At 64.8% G+C, this 21,640-nt stretch carries 17 protein-coding genes and 2 pseudogenes; 10 read left to right on the forward strand and 9 right to left on the reverse strand.

What is annotated here, in order from left to right; genetic code table 11:
- The first annotated feature begins 105 nt into the window (after nucleotides 1-105).
- The 5 genes from WKC72_RS07775 (at nucleotide 106) to WKC72_RS07795 (ending at nucleotide 5,572) form a co-directional block, all read left to right on the forward strand.
- Nucleotides 106-735, forward strand: a complete 630-nt coding sequence (locus WKC72_RS07775; protein WP_370182226.1) for a cupin domain-containing protein — start codon at nucleotides 106-108, stop codon at nucleotides 733-735.
- Nucleotides 736-822: 87 nt separating this feature from the next.
- Entirely contained in the window at nucleotides 823-1,962 is a 1,140-nt protein-coding gene (locus tag WKC72_RS07780) for an NDMA-dependent alcohol dehydrogenase (protein WP_128640980.1), read from the forward strand.
- A gap of 56 nt (nucleotides 1,963-2,018) precedes the next feature.
- Nucleotides 2,019-3,524 carry an aldehyde dehydrogenase gene (locus WKC72_RS07785; protein WP_370182227.1) on the forward strand — a complete coding sequence of 502 codons (1,506 nt, stop codon included), beginning with the start codon at nucleotides 2,019-2,021 and terminating at the stop codon, nucleotides 3,522-3,524.
- On the forward strand, nucleotides 3,517-4,773 hold the full coding sequence (locus WKC72_RS07790; RefSeq protein ID WP_370182228.1) for a CaiB/BaiF CoA transferase family protein: 1,257 nt from the start codon (nucleotides 3,517-3,519) through the stop codon (nucleotides 4,771-4,773). The genes WKC72_RS07785 and WKC72_RS07790 overlap by 8 nt, the downstream gene beginning before the upstream one ends.
- 40 nt (nucleotides 4,774-4,813) lie before the next feature.
- A complete protein-coding gene (locus WKC72_RS07795; protein WP_370182229.1) occupies nucleotides 4,814-5,572 on the forward strand; it encodes an SDR family NAD(P)-dependent oxidoreductase in 759 nt (252 codons plus the stop codon).
- Between the two features lie 77 nt (nucleotides 5,573-5,649).
- On the opposite strand, the gene WKC72_RS07800 is transcribed toward WKC72_RS07795, so the two are convergent.
- The 9 genes and pseudogenes from WKC72_RS07800 to WKC72_RS07840 all read right to left on the reverse strand — a co-directional run bounded on the left by WKC72_RS07800 (nucleotide 5,650) and on the right by WKC72_RS07840 (nucleotide 15,195).
- Nucleotides 5,650-6,540, reverse strand: a complete 891-nt coding sequence (locus tag WKC72_RS07800; RefSeq protein WP_370184281.1) for a CoA ester lyase — start codon at nucleotides 6,538-6,540, stop codon at nucleotides 5,650-5,652.
- A gap of 273 nt (nucleotides 6,541-6,813) precedes the next feature.
- A pseudogene (locus WKC72_RS07805) lies at nucleotides 6,814-7,179 on the reverse strand (hypothetical protein); the annotation flags it as partial.
- Nucleotides 7,157-8,226 (reverse strand): annotated as a pseudogene (locus WKC72_RS07810) (AMP-binding protein). The pseudogenes WKC72_RS07810 and WKC72_RS07805, both read right to left, overlap by 23 nt.
- Nucleotides 8,163-8,642, reverse strand: a complete 480-nt coding sequence (locus tag WKC72_RS07815) for a MaoC family dehydratase (protein WP_128640984.1) — start codon at nucleotides 8,640-8,642, stop codon at nucleotides 8,163-8,165. Before WKC72_RS07815 ends, WKC72_RS07810 begins: the two are co-directional and overlap by 64 nt.
- Nucleotides 8,643-8,738: 96 nt before the next feature.
- Nucleotides 8,739-9,830: a nitronate monooxygenase family protein gene (locus WKC72_RS07820; RefSeq protein ID WP_128640985.1), complete on the reverse strand. Its 1,092-nt coding sequence runs from the start codon at nucleotides 9,828-9,830 to the stop codon at nucleotides 8,739-8,741.
- A gap of 1 nt (nucleotide 9,831) precedes the next feature.
- Nucleotides 9,832-11,592: a class I adenylate-forming enzyme family protein gene (locus tag WKC72_RS07825; protein ID WP_370182230.1), complete on the reverse strand. Its 1,761-nt coding sequence runs from the start codon at nucleotides 11,590-11,592 to the stop codon at nucleotides 9,832-9,834.
- Nucleotides 11,589-12,476: an SDR family NAD(P)-dependent oxidoreductase gene (locus WKC72_RS07830; RefSeq protein WP_128640987.1), complete on the reverse strand. Its 888-nt coding sequence runs from the start codon at nucleotides 12,474-12,476 to the stop codon at nucleotides 11,589-11,591. The genes WKC72_RS07825 and WKC72_RS07830 overlap by 4 nt, the downstream gene beginning before the upstream one ends.
- A 64-nt stretch (nucleotides 12,477-12,540) precedes the next feature.
- Nucleotides 12,541-14,028, reverse strand: a complete 1,488-nt coding sequence (locus WKC72_RS07835; protein ID WP_370182231.1) for an aldehyde dehydrogenase family protein — start codon at nucleotides 14,026-14,028, stop codon at nucleotides 12,541-12,543.
- Between the two features lie 591 nt (nucleotides 14,029-14,619).
- Nucleotides 14,620-15,195, reverse strand: coding sequence for a TetR/AcrR family transcriptional regulator (locus WKC72_RS07840; protein ID WP_158461308.1), 576 nt, complete (start codon nucleotides 15,193-15,195; stop codon nucleotides 14,620-14,622).
- A gap of 533 nt (nucleotides 15,196-15,728) precedes the next feature.
- Between WKC72_RS07840 and WKC72_RS07845 the strand changes: the two genes are divergently transcribed.
- From WKC72_RS07845 to WKC72_RS07865, 5 genes are all read left to right on the forward strand, one after another.
- The gene (locus WKC72_RS07845; RefSeq protein ID WP_128970076.1) at nucleotides 15,729-15,953 is read left to right on the forward strand and encodes a hypothetical protein; all 225 of its coding nucleotides are present in this window, start codon (nucleotides 15,729-15,731) and stop codon (nucleotides 15,951-15,953) included.
- Between the two features lie 110 nt (nucleotides 15,954-16,063).
- Nucleotides 16,064-18,154 (forward strand): hydantoinase/oxoprolinase family protein, encoded by a 2,091-nt coding sequence (locus WKC72_RS07850; RefSeq protein ID WP_268789208.1) that lies wholly within the window; start codon nucleotides 16,064-16,066, stop codon nucleotides 18,152-18,154.
- 2 nt (nucleotides 18,155-18,156) lie between these two features.
- Nucleotides 18,157-20,124 (forward strand): hydantoinase B/oxoprolinase family protein, encoded by a 1,968-nt coding sequence (locus WKC72_RS07855; RefSeq protein WP_370182232.1) that lies wholly within the window; start codon nucleotides 18,157-18,159, stop codon nucleotides 20,122-20,124.
- A 102-nt stretch (nucleotides 20,125-20,226) separates the two neighbouring features.
- Nucleotides 20,227-20,688 (forward strand): VOC family protein, encoded by a 462-nt coding sequence (locus WKC72_RS07860; protein ID WP_158461310.1) that lies wholly within the window; start codon nucleotides 20,227-20,229, stop codon nucleotides 20,686-20,688.
- Between the two features lie 36 nt (nucleotides 20,689-20,724).
- Complete coding sequence (locus tag WKC72_RS07865; protein WP_370182233.1) at nucleotides 20,725-21,579, forward strand: alpha/beta hydrolase; 855 nt, start codon at nucleotides 20,725-20,727, stop codon at nucleotides 21,577-21,579.
- The last annotated feature ends 61 nt before the right edge of the window (nucleotides 21,580-21,640 follow it).

Raw genomic sequence — 21,640 nt, forward strand, 5'->3', positions numbered from 1 at the left:
CCGCGGGTGGAGTGTGTAGGTTTCGCCGAAAGCCTTGCCTTAATTTCTGAACGGTGTTAGAAAATTACCACGTCACCGTGTGCTGGGCCACAGTCTCGGGTTGATGTGATCGGAGCCATCCGCCTCGGATGTCTCGAAGCCGGCAAGCGGAGTGGATCGATCAGCACCCCGTTTGCGTGCCGAGTGCCTCTTCGGGAAGCAAGGAGAATCAGCGTGACCTTTGAATTCAAGCGAATCGTGACCGATCGCACCGCCGATGGAAAATCTGTCTTCGAATCGGAGGGGCCAGTCGAGCTGGAGACCGTGCTGGACATCGACTTTCTCAACATGTGGGGCACGCCCGCGGGTATCCCGCGAGTCGGTGCGGGCGACAACCCGGCACCGGAATTCGAGCCGTTCTTCCCCAAGCCCGGCGGTTCGCGATTCATGATCGTCCAATTCCCGCCTGAAGCGCCCACGGGTGATGCGGACGCGCTGGCCAAGGCCGAGGAAGCGCAGCCGGGCGGAATCGGCGGCGTGTTCGAAAGCGACGATCCCGGGATGCATGTCACCGACAGCATCGACTACGGAATCTGCCTCGAAGGTGAGCTGTACCTGGAACTCGACGACGGAGAGGAGCGGCGGATCACTCCGGGAACCTGTGTCGTCCAACGCGGCACTCGCCATGCCTGGCGCAACCGCAGCGGCAAGGTTGCGACGATGGTCTACATCTACATCGCGGCCGAGCGCACGTAGTCCTGATCACCCCGGTCCACTCACCCCGCCTTCCGGCGTCCCCAGCAGTGGGGACTGTCGAAACATGAAGTACCGAAGGAAGAGTCCATGAAGAAGACGCTCGCCGCAGTTGTCGATCAGGGCAGCACCGAGTTCGAACTACGAACACTGAATGTCATGGATCCTGGCCAGGGCGAGGTCCAGATCAAGTTCGTCGCATCCGGTCTCTGCCATTCTGATTTCCACATGATCGACGGGGTCAAGGACGGTAAACCGCCTATCCTCGCCGGTCGCAAGCCGATTGTCGTCGGACACGAGGGTGCCGGCATCGTCGAGTCCGTCGGGCCCGGTGTCACGCGCGTCAAACCTGGTGATCATGTGGTGTGCAGCTTCATGCCCGCGTGCGGCGCCTGCCGGTACTGCGCCACCGGCCGCACGAGTCTGTGCGACTGGGGCGCTCATTCCATGGACGGAACCTTCCCCGACGGTGAGTTCCGATACCACGACGACGACGGCCGTGCCTACGGCAGTATCGCCATGCTCGGCACCTTCTCGCGGTACGCAACAGTGATGCAGCAGTCGGTTGTCAAGATCGACGACTGGCTTCCCCTGGAGTCGGCTGTGCTGGTGGGTTGCGGAGTCCCGACCGGGTGGGGCACGGCGACCTCGGCCGGTTCGGTACGCGTCGGCGACACTGTCGTCGTGTACGGCATCGGTGGCATCGGCATCAATGCGGTGCAGGGTGCGGCGTACGCCGGTGCCAAGTACCTGGTGGTGGTCGACCCAGTAGAGCTCAAGCGGAAGATCGCTCTCGAGTTCGGCGCGACCCACGCGTTCGCCACCCCCGAGGAGGCAGCCGAAAAGGTGAACGAACTCACCTGGGGTCAGGGAGCGGATCAAGCTCTGGTGACGGTCGGTGTGGTCCACGAGAGGGTGATTCAGGATGCCTTCGATATCGTCGGCAAGGGCGGAACCGTCGTTGTGACAGGCCTCGGTGCGCCAGAGGAACTTACGATCCACGTCTCGGGTGCGGTGTTGACCAAGTACGAGAAGACCATCAAAGGATCAATGTTCGGAACACTCAACCCTCACTACGACATCGTCAAGCTGTTGCGCCTGTATGACGCGGGCAAGCTGAAACTCGACGAATTGCGCACGAAGACGTATCGCCTCGAAGACGTCAACCAGGGTTACCAGGACATGATCGACGGCAAAATCATCCGCGGAGTGATTCTCCACGACCACTAGTGCGTCGTCGGCCCGACCCGAAATCCCATCGACTATCGGTCGCAAAGGAAACTGCAATGACGTGGCAAGGCAATTACCAGAGGCTCTACATCGGCGGCCGGTGGGTCGATCCGGCGTCCTCGGACACTCTCACGGTGATCTCGCCGTTCACCGAACGTGTCGTCGCGGAGGTGCCGTCGGGCAACGATGTCGATATGGACCGAGCGGTCGCTGCGGCACGAGAGGCATTCGACAATGGACCGTGGCCCCACCTGCCCCTGGCCGGGCGACTGGAAGTGGTCGAGCGGCTACGTGATGCCCTCCTCGAGCGCCATGATCTGTTGGCAGACTTGATCACCGAGGAGATGGGGTGCACGATCACCCAATCGCGAGCCATGCAGGCGCCGGGAGCGACTGCGCTGCTCGACACGTTCCTGACCTTGGCCGCCGACCATCCGTGGAGCGAGGTGCGCCGCGGCGCTGCGGCTGACGCGTTGGTGACCCGAGAGCCTGTCGGTGTGGTCGCTGCCGTGGTGCCGTGGAACTCGCCATTGGTCATCGCCGTATTGAAACTTGCGCCTGCTCTGATCTCCGGTTGCACGGCGGTACTGAAGCCGTCACCGGAGGCGCCGCTCGATTCGTACGTGCTTGCCGAGGCGCTCGACCTGGCCGGGCTGCCGCACGGGGTGGTGGACATCGTCCCTGCAGAGCGCAGCGCAAGCGAGTATCTGGTCAGCCACCCAGGCGTCGACAAGGTCTCCTTCACCGGCTCGACCGGGGCCGGCCGCCGCATCGCCGAGATCTGCGGCAGGGACCTGCGGCGGGTCAGTCTGGAACTCGGTGGGAAGTCGGCAGCACTGGTTCTCGACGACGCCGATCTGGATGTGGTGATCGATTCGGTTCGCGCGCTCTCGCTCCGCTACAACGGTCAGGCGTGCAACAACAAAACTCGACTCGTCGTCTCGCCGAACCGCAAGGCGGACTTGCTCGACCGACTCACCGCGATGATCGCGGACATGCCCGTCGGCGATCCCGCCGACCCCGATACCCAGATCGGCCCGCTGGTCAGTGCACGGCAGCGCGAGCGGGTCGAGCGGTATATCGAGTCCGGTCGTCACCAAGGAGCCAAGCTCGTCGTGGGCGGTGGCCGGCCGTCGGGGCTCGACCATGGATGGTTTGTCGAGCCGACGGTCTTCAGTGACGTCGACCCCGAGATGACCATCGCGCAGGAGGAGATTTTCGGCCCGGTGCTGTCCGTGCTGACCGCGCAGGACGAGGATCAGGCGATCGCCATAGCCAACAATTCGACGTACGGTCTCAACGGTTCGGTGTTCTCCGCCGACGCCGAACACGCACTGAAGGTGGCGCGGCGTATCCGGACGGGGACAGTCGAGGTGAATGGGAAGGTGGCCGGATTCGGGGCACCTATCGGGGGCTTCAAATGCAGCGGGATCGGCCGGGAGGCCGGGCCTGAAGGTTTCGACGAATACGTGGAGCTGAAGTCCTTCGGTATCTCCACTGACCTGGCCGATTCACTCCTCACGACCAGACAGAGCGTCAACACTGGAGCAGACATTGCCTGACAACGTTGCGGCACAACGCCGCCCCCTCGAGGGCCTCCGAGTCCTGGACCTCACCGTGGCGCTGGCAGGGCCGTACGGGACTCTGCTGTTGGCTGCGATGGGGGCCGAAGTCATCAAGATCGAATCTCCCGGAGGGAGTGATATTGCGCGCTTCAATCCCCCGTTCTCGAACTCCGATGGCGGGCTTCATTTCGGCACCGTGGGAGACGACGACATTTCTCTGTCGATATTGTCCCGAGCCCGTGGAAAGAAGTCTGTCGAACTCGACCTCAAATCTGCGGAGGGGCGCGAGATCTTCTACAAGATGACCGAACATGCCGACATCGTGTTCGAGAACTTGAGCGAGGGAGTGGTCGAACGACTGGAGGTCGACTATGACACATTGCGCGCCATCAACCCGAGATTGATCTACTGCTCGCTCAGTGGCCTGGGGCGGCCGAGCTATTACCCCGGTGTCAAGGCGATGGACATCACCGTTCAGGCATTGAGCGGAGTCATGGATACCACCGGGTGCAGTGATGGCCCGCCGATGCGATTCGGACTGCCCATATCCGACATGTTGGCCCCGCTCTACGCGGTTATCGGAGTGCAATCGGCGTTGCTGCAACGTCGGGTCACCGGCGAAGGCCAGCATGTGACGGTGTCGATGCTGGAGTGCATGAGTGCGCTCTTGCCGTTCGAGCACTCCGATGTGTTACAGCGCAACGGTTTCGAAGCGCGCTCGGGAAATCATCACAACCGTCTGGCGCCGTTCGGTATCTATCGCACGCGTGACGGCCACGTGTCGATCGCCGCAGCTTCCGATGCGTGGATGGCTGCGATCTTCGACGCGATCGGACAGCCGGAGCTCATGGACGACCCGCGATTTGCGGGCCGCGGTCCCCGCGCGGTCAACGCTGATGGATTGAACGTGATCATCGAGGACTGGACATCGCAGCACAGCACGGATGACGTGATCGCCGAGTTGGGAGCACGGCGGTCCGTTCCGTGCGTACCGGTTCGCACGGCGGTCGAGGTACTCGCGGATCAGGCGTTGTTCGACAGGAGAGTTCTGGAACCGCTCGTGCACCCAACGGCCGGCACACTCGATGCTGTCGCCGGGGGAGTGCCCATCCACATGTCCGATGCCGACGTCAGTGTGGGGCGTTCAGCGCATCTGCTCGGAGCCGATACCGATGAGGTGTTGATCGAGCTGGCCGGATTGACCGAGGACGATCTGGCCGGGCTCAGGGCGAAAAGGGTCATCTGAAGTTACCCATGACAATTGAACTAGCGAAAGGGTTTCGATCGTGGACAGGTTGAGAGACAAGGTCGCACTGATCACCGGCGCGGCATCGGGCATGGGTGCTGCCGACGCGCACGTGTTCGCGCGGGAGGGGGCCAGCGTCGTCGTCACGGATATTCGAAAGGACCTCGCGGTGGAGGTCGCGACCCGGATCACCGATCAGGGCGGCTCGGCGATCGGCATCGAATTGGATGTCACGAAACCCGAACACTGGAATGCCGTCGTCCAGAATACAATCGACACGTACGGCAAGCTGAACATCCTGGTGAACAACGCGGGCCTCCCGGGGACTCCCAAAACCTGGGAGGAGGCGACAATCGATGACTTCAAGCGCCTGATGGAGCTGAACGTCTACGGCCAGTTCTACGGGATTCAAACCGTTCTGCCGCACCTCGAGGCCCAGGGTGGAGGATCGATCGTCAACATGTCCTCGATCGCCGGCATGATCGTGTGGCCGAAGCTTCACCCAGGTTACTCGGCGTCCAAGGGCGCCAACCGATTGCTGACCAAGAGTGCCGCAGCTGATCTGGCCAAGCGCAACATCCGGGTCAACTCGGTGCACCCCGGGATCATTCACACCCCGCAGAGTGACTACCTGGTCTCGGACGAGGAGGTGCTGCCGCAGCTTCTCGCGGCGGTGCCGTTGGGGCGGGTCGGTCGGCCGGAGGAGGTCGCCGAACTCGTGCTTTTCCTCGCGAGTGACGAGTCGTCGTATATCACCGGTCAGGAATTCGTGATCGACGGTGGATACACCACGATCTGACGATGCTTCGAGGCCGCCCTCCCCCAGCGTTCGCCGGGATCCCCGACGAATGCTGGGGGAGGTACCACGCGGGTGGCTCAGCCGACGCCGATGGCCTCGGCGAGGTCGATGACACTGCGGGCCGTCTTCGCGTGGGCCAGGTCGATGTGCTGGCCCTCGAAGTCGACCGCGGCGCTGCCCCGGGCCTCCGCATCTTCGAAAGCGGCGATCATCCGCCGGTAGAAGTCGACCTTCTCCGGTGAGGGTGTGAAGACCTCGTTTGCGATCTCCACGTGCGAGGGGTGGATGAGGACGATGCCCTTGTAGCCGAGCCGGCGGTTGTCCTCGGCGAAACGCCGGAACCCGTCCAAGTCCTTCATGTCCTGCCACACGCCGCAGACCGGGTGATGCAGTCCCGCTGCGCGTGCTGCCAGAATGATGCGGCTGCGCAGATACAGGGTCTCCAGTCCCTCAGGGGTGAACTCGAACCCCAGTTCGCGTCCGACGTCGGCGTTGGGGCCGGTGGCCCCCAGCAGGCTCGACACACGAGGGTTCGCCACGGCGAGGTCTTCGCAGTGCGCCATCGAGACCGCGGTCTCGAAACTGACGATCAGGCCCACCGAACCCGAATCGAGCCCCTCGCGTTTCTCGACGTGTGAGACCACGGCATCGATCTGCACGATCTCCTTGGCGTCAAAGACTTTCGGAAGAAACAGTCCGGCCAGACCGGGCCCGAGAACCCGTTCGATGTCAGCGCCGAACAGGCCACTGTCGACGCTGTTGGGCCGAACCCAGATGTCGGCGCGGACATTCTGCGCGCGCAGGCGGTCGATCGTCTCGCGGACCGTCTGCCGTGCCTCGTCCTTGTCGGCGGCGGGGACGGAGCCCTCCAGATCGAGAATGATCGCATCGGCTCCGGCGGCGACAGCCTTCTCGGCCCACGACGGCTTGTGACCGGGTACGAAGAGCATGCTCCGGTAGGGATTCATGAAAAGTGTTCCTCTCGTGTTCAGCGTAGTCGGCACCACCGCTGCGGATGGCGGCCGAACCTCTAGGTCTGCATGACGGGAATGCTGTCGATGGGGGTGGCCGGGTCCAGTGACGACAGATCGCCCTGTTGCTGGCCGAGGTACCGGGATCGGATGGCGCAGCGCATGATCCTGCCGTTCTTGGTCTTCGGCAACGTCGGAACCACATTGCAGGACCGGTGCGAAGGACCGCCCGACGTTCTGTACCGCGGTGGCGGTGAGGTGCTCGTGGTCGACCGCATCGGCGCGGAGCACGACGAAGGCGACGACATGTTGGCCGCGCTGTGGATCGGGAGCGCCGATCGCGGCAGCCTCGGCGATGGTGCGGTCCTTCAGCAGCGCGGCCTCGATCTCCGCCGGTCCGACGCGACGGCCGGATACCTTGATGGTTGAGGACGGTGAGTTCTCCGACCTCGCCGGTGACCGGCCGCCCGTCAGGGTCGAACACCGCCACGTCCATCCCCAGCAGCGGGCCGTTGAACCCGGCCGGCGATGGCCCACAACCGGTTCGCGGTCGGATAGTCGGGCACGCCTTCGGTCATCACGATGGTGGCGCCGTGTTGGAGGCCGCCGAGGATCAGAAGTGGGCCCAGTGCCCACCCCATGTCGGCGATCCAGGCGATGACGTCGTCGGAGTGGATGTCGAACCCGTAGCCGAAGTCGACGGCCGTTTGACCAGCAGTCCGGCGTGGGAGTGCACGATGCCCTTGGGTTTGCCGGTGGTCCCGGAGGTGTAGACGATCGTCAGTGGATCGTTCGACTCCGTCGGTGCCGTCCCCACCGGCGCCGGGGTCGGATCGAGTTCGTCCCAGTACACGTCGCGGCCCTTGCGCATGTCCACACCGTGCGCGAGGTGACGGACCACGACGACATGGTCGACCGCTGCACCGGAGTTCAGAGCCTCGTCGAGGGTCTGTTTGAGCGGCATCGTCTTTCCCCGGCGGGTCGTGCCGTCGGCGGTGACGACGACGGCCGCTCCCGAGTCCCGCACGCGGCGGCGAGTGCGTCGGCCCCGTATCCGGTGAAGGCCGGCACCGAGATGGCGCCGATCATCGCGCATGCCAGGAACGCGACCGTCGCTTCCGGGGTGACCGGGAGGAACAGCACCACCCGATCGCCCCGTCCGACACCGAGGGCGGTGAGGTTCGCGGCGAAGCGGCGGACCTCGGTGTCGAGTTCGGCGTAGGTCAATGACCGGTGTTGCCCTGCGTCGCCCTCGTAGACGACGGCCGGCTTGTTCGCGTGCGGTCCGTGGGCGTGCCGATGGGCGCACAGGGTCGCGGCGTTGATCCGGCCGCCGGTGAACCACCGCGGGAACGGTATTCCGGCGGTGACGTCCCGTATGGTGTCGAAGGGGGTGTCGAACGTGATGTCGAGATCGTCGACGACGGCCCGCCAGAACCAGTCGGGATCGTCGATCGATGCCCGGTGCAGGTCCTCGATTCGTGCGTAACCCCAGGTGCCCATCGCGGTGAGCAGGCGACTGCGGTCGCGGGCTGGCGCGCCCGGAATCCAGGCCGGCTCGTCACTGGCCCCGAATACTCCGAAGCCTCGCATCATCGTGTCCTTCTGCTGCCGGCGGTTCAGGCGCCGGCGACGGCAACGGTGTCGACCGCGGACCGCTTGAACATCAGGCCGGTTCGGCATGCGTCGCAGACGATCTCGTCGCGCTGGTTGATGCCGAAGTGGCGGAAGAAGACGATCCCGGCATCGTTGCGGCTCTTCGATTCCCGCTTGCCGACGATCTCGGTGCGCACGTGGATCGTGTCCCCGTGGAAGACGGGCTTGGGGAATTTGATTTCCTCGAAGCCCAGATTGCCGAGTGTGGTTCCTTGTGTGGTCTCCGGGACGGAGATACCGGAAACCAGCCCGAGGATGAACAGGCTGTTGACCAGCCGCTGTCCCCACATGGAGTTCTTGCTGTACTCGGCATCGAGATGCAGCGGCGCCAGGTTCAACGTCATCGTGCTGAACAGCAGGTTGTCGGTCTCGGTGACAGTGCGGCGGGTCGGGTGATCGATGACCGCACCGGGTTCGAACTCCTCGAAATACAGACCGGGCATGGCATGAGTCCTTTCGTCGTCGACAGATCGTCCGGCCCGGCCTCAATGACCGGGACGTCGAATTCAGTGATGGATCGGTGGTTTCGCGAATTCAACTCAGTTGGAGGTGTGGATGCGTTTGGCAGCGAGCTCGAGTGCGGTGACGGTGTCCTCGGTGAGGCGTCGGACGACGTCGCCGGCGCTGGGCAGGTCGTTGATCAGTCCGACGGCCTGCCCAGCGGCGAGGTTCATGTGGCTTTTCACCGAGTTCTTCGCCGCGGCGTCGCGGATCGGGATGGTGAGCATCCGCTGCACGGGGTAGGGCTGCATCTCGTTCTCGTGTCCGTCCCAGACGTCCGTGAATCGGTTACGGAGCTGGCGGACGTGGAGTCCGTCGAATCGGGGGGTGCGCAGCGTCGAGTTCGGTCCAGCCTCGACGACAGCTTCCTTGTAGACGTCCTGGCATCCCGCTTCGGCGGTCGCGATGAACCGGGTTCCGATCCACACGCCGTCGGCGCCGGTGACGAGGGCCCCGGCAATCTGCGATCCGGTCGCGATGCCTCCGGCAGCGACCACGGGGACGGTGGCGAAGTCGAGTACCTCGGCGAGCAGGACGAGGGTACCGACGTCACCGGAGTGACCACCGCCCTCGGTGCCCTGGATGATCACCACGTCAGTGCCGTTGTTGATCACCTTCCGGGCGGCGCGTGCGGTGCCGACGATGCTCATCACCGTCGCTCCCCGAGAGTGGCACTTCTCGACGACGTCGACGGGGGTGCCGAGGCCGCATACGATGATCTCGACTCCCTGGTCCAGGGCGATGTCGAGCTTCTCGAGGTTGTCATCGCGGCTGATGGCCTGGTCCGGGACGTCGTCGCGGACCGCGATTCCCATCTCCTCGAGTTCGGCGCGGAGTTGCCGGATGGGCTGGGGCAGCGGGTTCGGCAGTGCGACGTCGGTTCGCGCGGAGGGCGCGTTCTCGGGGAATCCGAGGTCGAGGGCCAATGGCTTGTCGCTCAGTTCGCGGAACCGTTTGATGTTGCTGTCGACCTCTGCGACGGACATGTCGATGCCGCCGAGGCAGCCGAGCCCGCCGGCGTTCGCAGCGGCGGCGGCGAGGTCGGCGTAGGCGATCAAGCCCATGCCGGCCTGCATGATCGGCACGTCGATGTTGAGCAGGTCGCAGAGCGGGGTCCGTAGGGTGGTCACGTCATTCTCCTTGGGTGATGCTCGAAGCGGTGATACCGAGCGGGGTGTGTGAACCGATCAGCCGCTGGGCCGTCGGAACGAGTTTGAATTTCTGCACTTTGCCGGTCGGGGTCTGCGGGATCTGGCCGGAGTCCATCAGAAAGATGTGCCGGGGCACTTTGAAGCGGGAGAGTTCGGCCCGGCACACCGCACTCAGGTCCTCGACACTCACTGTCGCGTTCGGCTCCGGGACGATGAAGGCACCGACGACCTCCCCCCAGCGTTCGTCGGGGATCCCGACCACGTACGCCTGACTGACGCCGGGCCGGCCGGTGAGGAAGTCCTCGACCTCCTTGGGCATGACCAACTCTCCGCCGGTCTTGATGAGATCCTTCGTCCGCCCGGCGATGACCATCGAGCCGTCCGCCTGGAAGCGCACGAGGTCGCCGGAATGCATCCATCCATCGCGCAGCATGGCCGCGGTGTCCTCGGGCCGGTTCCAGTATCTCTTCATCGTCGTGGGGCCCCGTGCGATGAGTTCACCGACCTCTTCACGGGGAACCTCGTTGCCCGTTACGGGGTCGATCACCCGGTACTCGGCGATCACCCCGTTCATCCGCGACAGTCCTGCAGCACCGCTCGGCAAGGGGCGGCCGACGGTTGAGGTGATTGCGTCGAACGGGTCCTCGGGACGTGTCATGGTCATCGTCCCGCTCATCTCGGTCATGCCGTAGGCGGTGACGAGTTCGGCGACGCCGAGTTCGTCCCGAATCCGCTGCCACAGCCAGGTCGGAGCCACCGCCGCCGCGGACAGCATCATCCGCAACGACGAGAGGTCGAATCGGTTCCGCTCTGGGTGCTCGACAAGGGCGACGCTCATCGTGGGTACCGCGAGAACATCGGTGACGCGGTGCCGTTCGATGGCCGTGAAGTACTCGAGGGGATCGAACTTCGGTTGGGGGAGCATTGCGCCGCCGACGAAGACCGACGCGAGTACCGCCTGGCCGTAGGCGAACAGGTGGTAGCAGGGCAGCGCGAAGACGACCCGGTTTCCGTCGGGGAGCGCGCGACAGTGCAGTGAGCCGTAGGCGGCGCGGTGGAGGCCGTCGTGGCTGAGCATCACGCCCTTCGGCTGCCCGGTGGTACCCGAGGTGTAGAGAATGTCGGATGGGTCGTCGGGCCGCCGCAGACCGCCGGGTGCCGAGCCGGGGGATTCGGCGCCGATCCGTTCCAGATCTGTCAGATCGAGCGCGCCCTCGCGCCGTTCGTTCGCGCCGTCCGGCGCGAACGTGATCACGAACTCGAGGTCACCCAGCGCTGTCTTCCCGTCGCGCTCCCAGCCGGGCGCGAGGTCGTCGAGCATCGACTGGTAGTCCATGTCCCGGAACGAGGTCATCGTGATCAGCACCCGGCAGCACGACTGCGCGAGTACGTACCCGAGTTCCTGCGTGCGGTACAGGTAGTTCAGCGGCACGGCGACGGCGCCCACCCGGGCGATCGCCAGCTTGATCGGCGCGTACTCGGGATAGTTGGCCATGATCAGACCGACGTGGTCACCGGGGCGAACCCCCAAGGCTGCCAATCCGTCCGCAAAGCGGCGCGCACGGCTTTGGACATCGGCGTAGGTGAAGACCCGGTCCCCACTGATCACGTAGGGACGCGACGCGTACTTTGCGACGGCATGATCGAACTGCTCGTCGAAGGTCCGCGTTTGCCACGGCGCGAACGCTCGTTCGAGCGCCGCCCGCCGCTCGTCCGGTGTTGCGACAGTGGGAACGCTCATCGTGCGCCGTCCACGGCACCGGCCGACACTTCGACCTTGCGCCGGATCGTCGACCGCTCACCAGTGCTGCCCCGGTTCACACCGACGAGACCGCGCAATGCCGGGTTGTTGTTGACCATGTCGCCCAGTTGCGGTCCTGCAGCGACCATTCCACCGTCGACAGTGATGTTCTCGCCGGTGATGAAGCGAGCGTCGTCGCTGGCCAGGAACGAGACGACACCGGCGACGAAATCTGGCTCACCGGCGTAGGGGAGAGGTTGGACCGTCCCGAGGACCGGAGCCAGGTCCTTTTCATCGAGGCCGATCAGCGGTGTCTGGATGATCCCCGGGGACACCGCGTTGATCCGGATCCGATCGGCCGCGAACTCGACCGAGGCTACCCGTGTCAGATGGAGAACCGCGGCCTTGGCAACCGAGTAGGGCTGGACCCCCAGCCCACCGGCGTGCGCGGCCACCGACCCGAAGTTGACGATGGACCCGCCGGTCCCCTGCGCCCGCATGACCCGGCCCGCATGCTTGATGCCGAGGAAGACGCTGCGCAGCAGGACATCGAACGTGTAATCCCAGTCCTCGACGTCGATATCGGTGAGCGGGCCGAACGCTCCGCCGACACCGGCCGCGTTCACAAGGGCATCGAAGCGACCGAACGTCTCGACGGTCTTCGCCACGGCCTCCTCGAAGTCGGTTTCCGCGCTGACATCGGTGCGCACGAACGTCACGCGGTCGCCCGCGCCCTGCTCCGCGATCTCCGCGATCGCCTTCTCTGCCACGTCCTGATTGAGGTCGGCGATGACGACGCTGAATCCACGGTCGAGGAACCGAGCCACCGTGGCTCGTCCCATTCCGCTCGCTCCGCCGGTCACCAGTGCCACTTGATCAGCCATGTCTTGTCCTTTCGTATTGCCTGCGAGAGCATCGGGTGCTGCTCGCGGCTTCTCGTCTGTACTGTCAGCCCATCAGGATCTGTTTGGTTTCGGTGAACTCCAGGATTCCTTCGGGCCCGCATTCTCGGCCCCATCCGGAACGCTTCACGCCGCCGAACGGTGCAGCCATCGTCGGCCCAAAAGTGTTGAGAGCAACCGATCCTGCCCGGATTCGGCGCGCGACGGCGAGGCCGTGCTCGCGGTCTCGCGTGTACACGCTCGCCGCCAGGCCGTAGTCCGTCCCGTTCGCGATTCGGACCGCGTCATCGACGTCCGTGTAGGGCTGGACGACGGTGACTGGTCCGAATACCTCTTCCTGGACCACGGAGTCGTTCTCCCCTGCCCCCACAAGCAGTGTCGGCTCGTAGAACCAGCCTGTTTCGAAGCCCTCGGGCCGGCGGCCACCACACGCCACCTCCGCACCCTCCTGCCGTGCCGTTGCCACGAAACCCGTTGTGCGGTCGTAGGCCGCCTGGTTGGCGAGCGGACCGTGATCGGTGTCGGGGGAGCGGGGGTCGCCGATCCGCAAGGCGCGGTACGAGCCGGCGAGTGCATCGACGACCTCGTCGTGCCGCGACACCGGAACGAGGATCCGCGACAACGTCGCACACACCTGCCCCGAACCACTCATCGCTCCCGCAACCAGGGATCGCATCGCCTGATCGAGGTCGACATCCTCGAGCAGTACGGCGGGAGACTTGCCGCCGAGCTCGAAGACGGTGCGCGGCAGACGTTCCGCACTCTGACACAGGATGTCCGACGCCGCCCGCGGTCCCCCGGTGAAGGAGATCAGCTCGATCCTCGGGTCCCGCACCAGATGCCGCGAGACCTCGGTGTCGGCGGCCAGGATGCTGAACACGCCCGGCGGAAAGCCGGCATCGAGCGCACACTCCGACACGATCCGCATTATCAGCGCGGACTCCGGTGCCGCTTTGACGATAACCGCGGTGCCGGCCAGCAGTGCCGGGATAACCTTCGAACCGATGGTCGCCAGCGGACCGTTGTAGGGGAGCACCGCGAGAACGGGGCCGACCGGCCCGTGCTCGATCCGCACCTGTCCGACCGATGTCTGCCGCACTTCCGGAGCCAGGGCCTGCTCGACGGATTCGAGCGCGGTACGCCACGCGGCCTTCGCCGCGAAGCGGTGCAGGGTGCGGCTCCAGCGCACAGCAATGCCGGCCTCCACCGCCCAGACCTCACCGATCTCGTCGAGACGCTCCTCGACTCGCGAGCAGAAGCGGGCGCACACCTCTTTGCGCCGCGCAATCGACCACCGGGGCCAGTCGCCGCGACAAGCCTCCGCCGCCGCGGCAGTCGCTGCGTCGGCATCCTCGACCGACGGCATCGCGACCTCTGCCACGGTCGACTCGGTCACAGGCGACACGATTTTCGACACCTCACCCCCGATCGACGGGCGCCACTCCCCACCGATCAGGAGGGCGTCCGGCCTCGGTACACGCAGATCGCCGGCAACGACGACCTCGGGTCGGCCACAACTGTTGACTGTACTCACTCGACGGCACTCCTCTGGCGTTCAATTGCCTGTGCTTCGACCGGTTCGATGCGCATTTCTCTCGACCTCGGTCAGTGCAGCGATCGGACGAATGTCTGCTGACCGGAGGTGGAACCTCGGGGCCCGGGCCCGCCATGTAGCGGGAATCGAAGAGCAGATCAATTTTTCCCGGCATCGATAACTGGACTGGACCTCCCATGACTGCGGGAGCAGCTCCGAACTTCTAACAGCGGTTAGGATCTATAGTCTAACCGCTCTTAGATTTCTGATCAACCCTCAGGTGAGGTGATTCATGGCCGCCCGGGGCGAAGAGTGGCGGGGGACCCGATTGCGTGGCCAGGTCCGGCGCGGCACGGACATCGTCCGCGGTCACGTCGCCGGCAGATCGAACTACCGCGGTCGTCGCGCAGTCCAATCCGCGCTCGGTCCGACCGTCGCACGAGTGGTGAGTACCGTCATGGGCTACCGGTGGCACGAGATCAGCGAACTGGTGCCCGTGAACGTGACGGTTGCCGGCGCAAGTGGAATTCCAGCGTCGCCGGGCGTCCCCGAATATGTTGTGGTGGAGGGTAAAGGAGCTCCTCCTACGGCCTACTTGCGTCGATGACGGTCTCCCTGACCGACTCCATCGAAGATCAGGGTCTGCATCAGGTCCGACAGATCGCGAGGGGAACGCCGGGTCTTGAGCGGCCACTCGGCGACCCGCTCGAGCGAATTGATGATGAACAGACGCAGGATCAACGGATCGATATCGTCCCGGACATCTCCGGCCGCGATCGCCGCATCGATCAATTCCTCCCAGAAGCGTCCGAACGCCCGGCGCATGGGCCGCAGACGTTCCTGTATCTCCGGCGGGAGTTGCTGGTAGGTCCGTACGTGCGCAGGTGACATGTCGCCGAGTTCGAGCGTCGCTTCCAGGAATCCGCTGACTGCGGTCGAGAGGCGTTCTCCCGGCGTCGCTGTCTCGGGCAGCTGTTCGACAGCCACCCGCACATGGGTGTGCGTGAACTGCACACCGTAGCGCAGGACCTCCTCGACCAGGTTCTCCTTGGACTCGAAGTAGTAGTAGAGGCTCCCCGCCTGCAGCCCCGCCTCGGTGGCGATGTCCGAGAGTCGGGTACCCGCATAGCCCTGCTCCACCAGCACCCGGGCAGCTGCCTCTATCACGCGCCGCCGCGTCGCCGCCGACTTCGAGAGCCTCGAAGTGCGCGCCGATCCGTTCGTGTTGGTCTGAGTCATAGTCCTCTGCGCCCGTCTGCCTAGGGTTCCGGATTCGTGCTGCATCTGCCACATCGCCCCACACGACCCGCCGTCGAGCCGCGCAGCTGAATTCTAATCACCAACAGAATACCCCCGCTGGTGGAGTTTGCTGCCGTAGACGTCCGATCGGTGAGGAATCAGCCCTTGCGGCGAGTGTGAGCTATGTTATAGTTTTTTTCGAGCAGCGGTTAGATTAATCCAACGTATCCGTACCCAGCCGGACATGCCTCAGAGGCCAAGTTCGCTGCAAGGACGCTGAGATGGAATTTCGATGGATGATTAGATCCCCAGTCCGAGTCCCACAGTGAGTGCACCCCGTCGAGATCGGGGCGGCCCCGGCGAACGCTCGTGAACCGTCACAACACATGGCCACGAATCGGCCTCCGGATTCCAGTCCGGATCTGGCCGAAATTCGGCACAAGACAGCAAAGGAGCAACAGATGACGATCGCGCATCCGCGTCCGAGTGAGCCGACACTGTCGGTGCAGCGAGCGCCCGTTGACGGAAACTGCCCGCAATGCGGAGCAAGCGCGCTGCAGGCGTACCCGCTTCTCTCCGAGGGAGGTTGGTTCGACGTCGTCAAGTGCGCGCACTGCCTGCATTCGGTCGCCCGGAACCCCGGGCCGAAACTGGGACCGATCGAACTGCTGGCAGATCGGATTTGAACCGGAATCGAGTTCGGACAGCGAGAGCGTCAATCTCCTCGACTACGACCAAAGGCTGCCCTGCGTCATGCAGACCGTGTTCCCACGGTTGACGAGCAGGAGTGGCCCCAGTGAAGGGCAAGACTGTGGCAAAGATGAAGGAAATGATCGGGGTCGACGTCGGCGGTACCTTCACCGACATCGTCTCCATCAAGGACGGCCGGATCGAGACGACCAAGGTAGCCACCAACGTCGTCGAGAGTTACCAGGGTGTGCTCGAAGGTGCGGCCGAGGTCGGTGTCGAGTCGGCGGCGGTGTTCAACCATGCGAGCACCCACGGTCTGAACGCGATCATCACTCGGCGGATACCGAAGATCGCTTTCCTGACCACCGAGGGCCATCGGGACATCCTCGACATGGCGCGCGGCTGGCGGCCGGCCGAAGGGAACACCGATCCGACCTGGCGTCGCAGCTTCGGCGACGCAACCGCGCCGATCGTTCCGCGCTATCTCCGCCGCGGAATCCGCGAGCGGATCGGCGCAGATGGTTCGATCGTGATCGAGCTGGACGAGGAGCAGGCCCGCGAAGAGCTGAAGGTGCTCGCCCGCTGCAAGGTCGAGGGCGTCGCGATCTGCCTGCTCAACTCGTACGTCGACGGCCGCCACGAGAGGCGGTTGCGTGAACTCGTGCGGGAGGAGGTCGGCGACGTCGCCTGTTCCATCTCGAGCGAGGTTTCCCCGCTAGCGCGCGAGTACCCGCGCGCGTCGACGACGGTCGTCGACGTGCTGTGCAAGAAGATCTACGGCCCCTATTCGAAGCGACTCGAAGCCGGTCTCAGCGAGCTCGGGTTTACCGGTGACCTCAACTTCGCCGACTGCGCAGCAACTCTGGCGCCTGTCGATGTAGCGATGGAGCGGCCCTCGCGCATCGTCTTCTCGGGGCCTGCCGCCGGAACGGTGGCGTGCGCGCACCTCGGTGCGATGATCGACGAACCCAACCTGCTGTGCGTCGACATCGGCGGTACGTCCAGCGACATGAGCGTCGTCACCGGCGGAACCCCTTTCGTCAATACGACTTTCGAGCTCGAGCACGACCTGATCGTCAATACGCTGTCGAACGAGATCATCAGTGTCGGGGCAGGCGGCGGCAGCATCGTCAGCATCACCCCGACCGGCGAGCTGAAGGTCGGACCGGAAAGCGCAGGCGCCGATCCCGGACCTGCGTGCTACGGGCGCGGCGGCGAGCAGCCGACTACCACCGACACTTTCCTGATGATCGGCATCCTCGACCCGAAGCGATTCGCGGCCGGTCGCTCTCGACTGGACCCGGAGTTGGCCCGAAAAGCGTTCGAGCGACTCGATACTCAGGCAAGTCTGGCCGAACGGGTCCGGTTCGCCTACAAGATGGCGGTCAACAACGTCGCCGAAGGTGTCTTCGACGTCGTCGTCAAGAACGGAGTCGACCCTCGCGACTACGCGATGATTTCATTCGGCGCCGCGGGGTCGATGATGTTGCCGGCACTGCTCGACATGATCAATCTCAAGAGCGTCATCGTTCCACCCCACCCAGGCTTGTTCTCGGCGCTCGGGCTGGTCAGCGCCGATCAGGTGCACGCCGACAGCCGCACCTCGTACCTGGTCCTGACGCCGGACGCCGCCGACGAGATCAACGGCATCTACTCCGATATGGAAGCGTCGATGCGGCGCACGCTCGGCGACGACGCCGACCGAGTCACGTTCGTCCGGACTTTCGACGGTCAACTGATGGGACAGGTGTGGGAGACCCCGTTCATCGAGGTCCCCGGCGGTCCGATCACCGCCGAGACGGTCGGGCAGATGATCGCCAACTTCCACGACGGCTACGAAAAGCGCTCGGGCAATCGCTTCGAGGGCATGCCGGTTCAGGGGGTTACCTACCGTCTGACCGCCATCGTTCCGACCACCAAGGTCGAATACGCCCGACCGCTCCGACGCCCGGCGGGCGAGAGACTCCAGCCGGTCGGCACGATCAGCCTGCGTTACCTCGAGGAGAACGACATCACCGCGGCCGAATACGAACGCGACGCTCTCATGCTCGATGACGTCATCGACGGCCCCGCCGTGATCCGGGAGCCACTGTCGACCACGTTCGTCCTGCCCGGCCAGACGGCCCGTGTGGGCACTGTCGGCGAGATCGTCATTACCCGGGCAACCGACAGCACCGGCGTTTCCGAGGAGAAGTAACCATGACCACCACGATCCCTGCCCCGGTCGCCGGCGCCGACATCCTGCTCCGTGACCTCACCGACGCGCAATTCCGGGAACTCTACGACTGCGACCGCTTCACGGCGACCGTGCTCTCCAACCGGCTGAGCTACTCGGTGCAGCACGTCGTCACTGGCCTCCTGCACCGCGCCTTCTCTCCGATCATCGCGCTGTCGTACGACTTCGCAGCCTGCATCTGTGCCCCGCCGGAGCAGGATTACACGATGAGCGCGGTCACCAGCGGCCTGTCCGTGTTCCTCGGCACCATGTCCGACGGTGTGCGGGTGGCAGTCGAGGAGTACGGACCCGAGCGGCTCGTACCCGGGGACCTGCTGATCTGCAACGACGTGTACCGAATGGGTAACCACCCGAACGACGTCTGCTTCATCCGGCCGGTGTTCCACGACGAGAAGATCGCCGGGTTCATGGTGCTGCGCGCCCACCAGCTCGACATCGGCGGCGACGTACCCGGAGGGTTCTCCGGCACCAAACGCAACGTCTACGAGAACGGCCTCGTGATCAGCCCGCGCCTGCTGTATCACGCGGGCGAACCGGTGCGGGAGACGTTCTCGATGATCTTCGACAACGTGCGCATGCCCGAGCTCCTGCTGCCGGACTTCAAGACCATTCAGGGCTGCTGCACGTTGGGGGAGCAGCTGATCCACGAAACCATCGAACGCTACGGCATCGAGGCCTATCTCGGCAGCCTGCGCTACGCCTGCGACGCCTCCGCGGAGAGCATGCGCCACGCCATCGCCTCGATCCCCGACGGAGACTACGAGGGCGCTGGGTCCGTGGACGCCGACGGCGTCGACGCCGACGAGGAGTACGTGATCAAGGTAGCGCTGCGCAAACGCGGGACGAAGGTCGAAGTCGACTTCAGTGGCTCCTCGAGGCAGGCCCGCACCTCCATCAACGCCGGCGCACTCGACGCCAAGTCCGCGATCGGCGTCGGATTGAAGATGCTGCTCGCACCGGGCAGCGATTTCACCTCCGGCACCTTCCGGGACATCGACCTCGTCATCCCCCCGGGAACGATCACCAGCGCCCTGCCGCCCGACGGTGCGATCTTCTGCTACTGGGAAATCGAGGCGGTGATCTTCACGGTGCTCCTCCGGGCGCTGGAGCCGGTGCTGGGTGCCAACGCGATCGGCGGCGACTTCGGCTCGACCAACGTCCACAACGCCAACGGCGTCGGACCGGACGGCACACCCTGGTTCTGCTCGGCGATGGCCGGAGGGGAGAACGGACCCTGGGGTGCATCGCAGGTGGGGGACGGCGACAGCTGCTCCTGCAACTACCTGCTCAACATCATGTCGCCCTCCACCGAGTCACTCGAAGTCGACTTCCCGCTGCGGATCATGCGCCGCGAATACATCCCCGACACGGCCGGAGCCGGCCTGAACCGAGGCGGCGCCGCGATCGCCCGCGACATCCAGTACACCCAGGCGGCCCAGCACCAGACGATGCCGCTGCGGTTCCGCCGGCCCAGCGGAATCGGCGTGCACGGCGGCCATGATGGCGCCCTCGGCGGAGTGTGGATCTTCGGCCAGGACGGAGCGCCGACCAGCGGCACCGGCATCCTGGTCGACTCCGACGACTCCGTCTACACCGATTCCGTCGCCGTCGCCGGCACACTGAACCCGCAGACGCAGGTCCCCGACGTGGACGGCTCCTATTTCTACTTCGGGCAGACCCCGATCTGGACCACGAAACCCGGAGCGACCTGGCGATACCTGACCAACGGCGGCGGTGGGTGGGGTGACCCGCTCGAGCGCGACCCCGAACGCGTCAAACTCGACGTCCGCGACGGCTACGTCACCATCGCCGGTGCCGAACGCGACTTCGGCGTCGTGATCACCGGCGACCCGCACTTCGACCCCGAGGGCCTCCACGTCGACGTCGAGGCCACTCGGCAGCGGCGAACTACAGCCAAGAAGCCCGGCTGACGCCACGGCACTCTGAAAATGGGATGGGGTGCCCGGCGCGGTGGCGCCACACCCCATCCCATCTCCCTCTATCGGACTTGTCACTCACACGGAGGTGCTCACATGCGCGCACAGATCACCAATTTCAAACTCGTCGTCAGCGACCTCGATCGATCCCTCGCGTTCTATAGCGTCTTCGGCCTGAAGGAAGCGGTACGGCTCGAGTTCGCCGATCCGGACGTGACCGAGGCATTACTCGAAGATGCAACGGGAACAAGGGGTCTCGTACTCCTGCACGGCGACGTCATGCCCGTTCCTTCCGCCTCACCCGGGTGGGCTCCGCTGGTGGTGAATGTCGACGATATCGACGCCGCCCGCAAGGAGATTCGCGACGCCGGGTTCGACCTGGCGGTCGAGCCGCTGAGTCTGGGCGCCGTGAACATCTGCATGGTCGCCGATCCCGACGGGTATCTCGTCGAGATCGTCTCCGGGAATACCGACACCCTGGACGGCATTCCCACGGGCCAGAAGATTCCCCATCCGATTCCGCACATCCATCAGAGGGGTAACACTCACACCGAGTGAGCACCCACATCCAACTCGCCGAAGGAGAACGAATCCATGAAGACCGATGTGCGGTTCCCGAGCAGCGGCATGATGCTTGCAGGACACCTCTACACCCCCGACCACCCGACCTCGGCACGGCTACCTGCCATTGTGGTTGGGCACCAGACGACCGCGGTGAAGGAGCAGTCGCCGGCGCTTTACGCCCCGCGCCTCACGGAAGAGGGCTTCATCACTCTGACGTTCGACGCGGCCTACCAGGGTGAGAGCGAGGGCGAACCACACGGCCTTGAAGACCCGTTTCAGCGGGCCGAGGACTTCCGCAACGCCGTGTCGTACCTGACCACCCGCGACGACGTCGATCCCGAACGGATCGGCATACTCGGCATCTGCGGGTCGGGCTGCTACGCCCCCTACGCCGCGCAGACGGACCACCGGATGAAGGCCGTGGCCGCCGTCAGCGGAACCGACGTGCCGGGCTTCTTCCGAGGCGGCGACCCCGACGGCTTCGCGAAGATGGTCGAGCAGGCCGGCCGCCTGCGCAGCGAGGAAGCGGCAGGCAAGGCCGCGACCCTCGTGGACGCGCTGCCGGACTCTGTCGACGATTCCACCCCCGGTCCCGTTCGGGAGTTCTTCGACTACTACAAAACTCCACGCGGCCATCACCCGCGCGCGACCAACAAGTGGGTGGCGCGCAGCGCTGACCAACTCGACCAGTTCGACTCCTTTGCCGACGCCGCCAAGATCGCGCCACGGCCGCTGCTGATGATCGCAGGCACGCAAGCGGTCACACTGCCCGACAGCCAGCGGGCCGTGAAGAACGCCGGCGAGACCGCCGAGCTCTTCACGATCGAGGGCGCGACCCACGTCGACCTCTACGACAAGGACGAGTACATCACCCCGCGTTGGTAAAGCTGACGGAGTTCTTCACCAAGCACCTCGCCGACGCCTGACATAACGAACCGGCCACGTT

This window comes from Rhodococcus wratislaviensis (assembly GCF_041228765.1).
GTDB lineage: Bacteria > Actinomycetota > Actinomycetes > Mycobacteriales > Mycobacteriaceae > Rhodococcus_F > Rhodococcus_F wratislaviensis.

What these genes read in the sequence shown, in the direction of transcription:
- WKC72_RS07830 (WP_128640987.1), bottom strand. Translation starts at nt 12,476, where the DNA reads ATGGCTGATCAAGTGGCACTGGTGACCGGCGGAGCGAGCGGAATGGGA.
- WKC72_RS07825 (WP_370182230.1), bottom strand. Translation starts at nt 11,592, where the DNA reads ATGAGCGTTCCCACTGTCGCAACACCGGACGAGCGGCGGGCGGCGCTC.
- WKC72_RS07785 (WP_370182227.1), top strand. Translation starts at nt 2,019, where the DNA reads ATGACGTGGCAAGGCAATTACCAGAGGCTCTACATCGGCGGCCGGTGG.
- WKC72_RS07865 (WP_370182233.1), top strand. Translation starts at nt 20,725, where the DNA reads ATGAAGACCGATGTGCGGTTCCCGAGCAGCGGCATGATGCTTGCAGGA.
- WKC72_RS07815 (WP_128640984.1), bottom strand. Translation starts at nt 8,642, where the DNA reads ATGCCCGGTCTGTATTTCGAGGAGTTCGAACCCGGTGCGGTCATCGAT.
- WKC72_RS07780 (WP_128640980.1), top strand. Translation starts at nt 823, where the DNA reads ATGAAGAAGACGCTCGCCGCAGTTGTCGATCAGGGCAGCACCGAGTTC.
- WKC72_RS07855 (WP_370182232.1), top strand. Translation starts at nt 18,157, where the DNA reads ATGACCACCACGATCCCTGCCCCGGTCGCCGGCGCCGACATCCTGCTC.
- WKC72_RS07845 (WP_128970076.1), top strand. Translation starts at nt 15,729, where the DNA reads ATGACGATCGCGCATCCGCGTCCGAGTGAGCCGACACTGTCGGTGCAG.
- WKC72_RS07860 (WP_158461310.1), top strand. Translation starts at nt 20,227, where the DNA reads ATGCGCGCACAGATCACCAATTTCAAACTCGTCGTCAGCGACCTCGAT.
- WKC72_RS07800 (WP_370184281.1), bottom strand. Translation starts at nt 6,540, where the DNA reads ATGAATCCCTACCGGAGCATGCTCTTCGTACCCGGTCACAAGCCGTCG.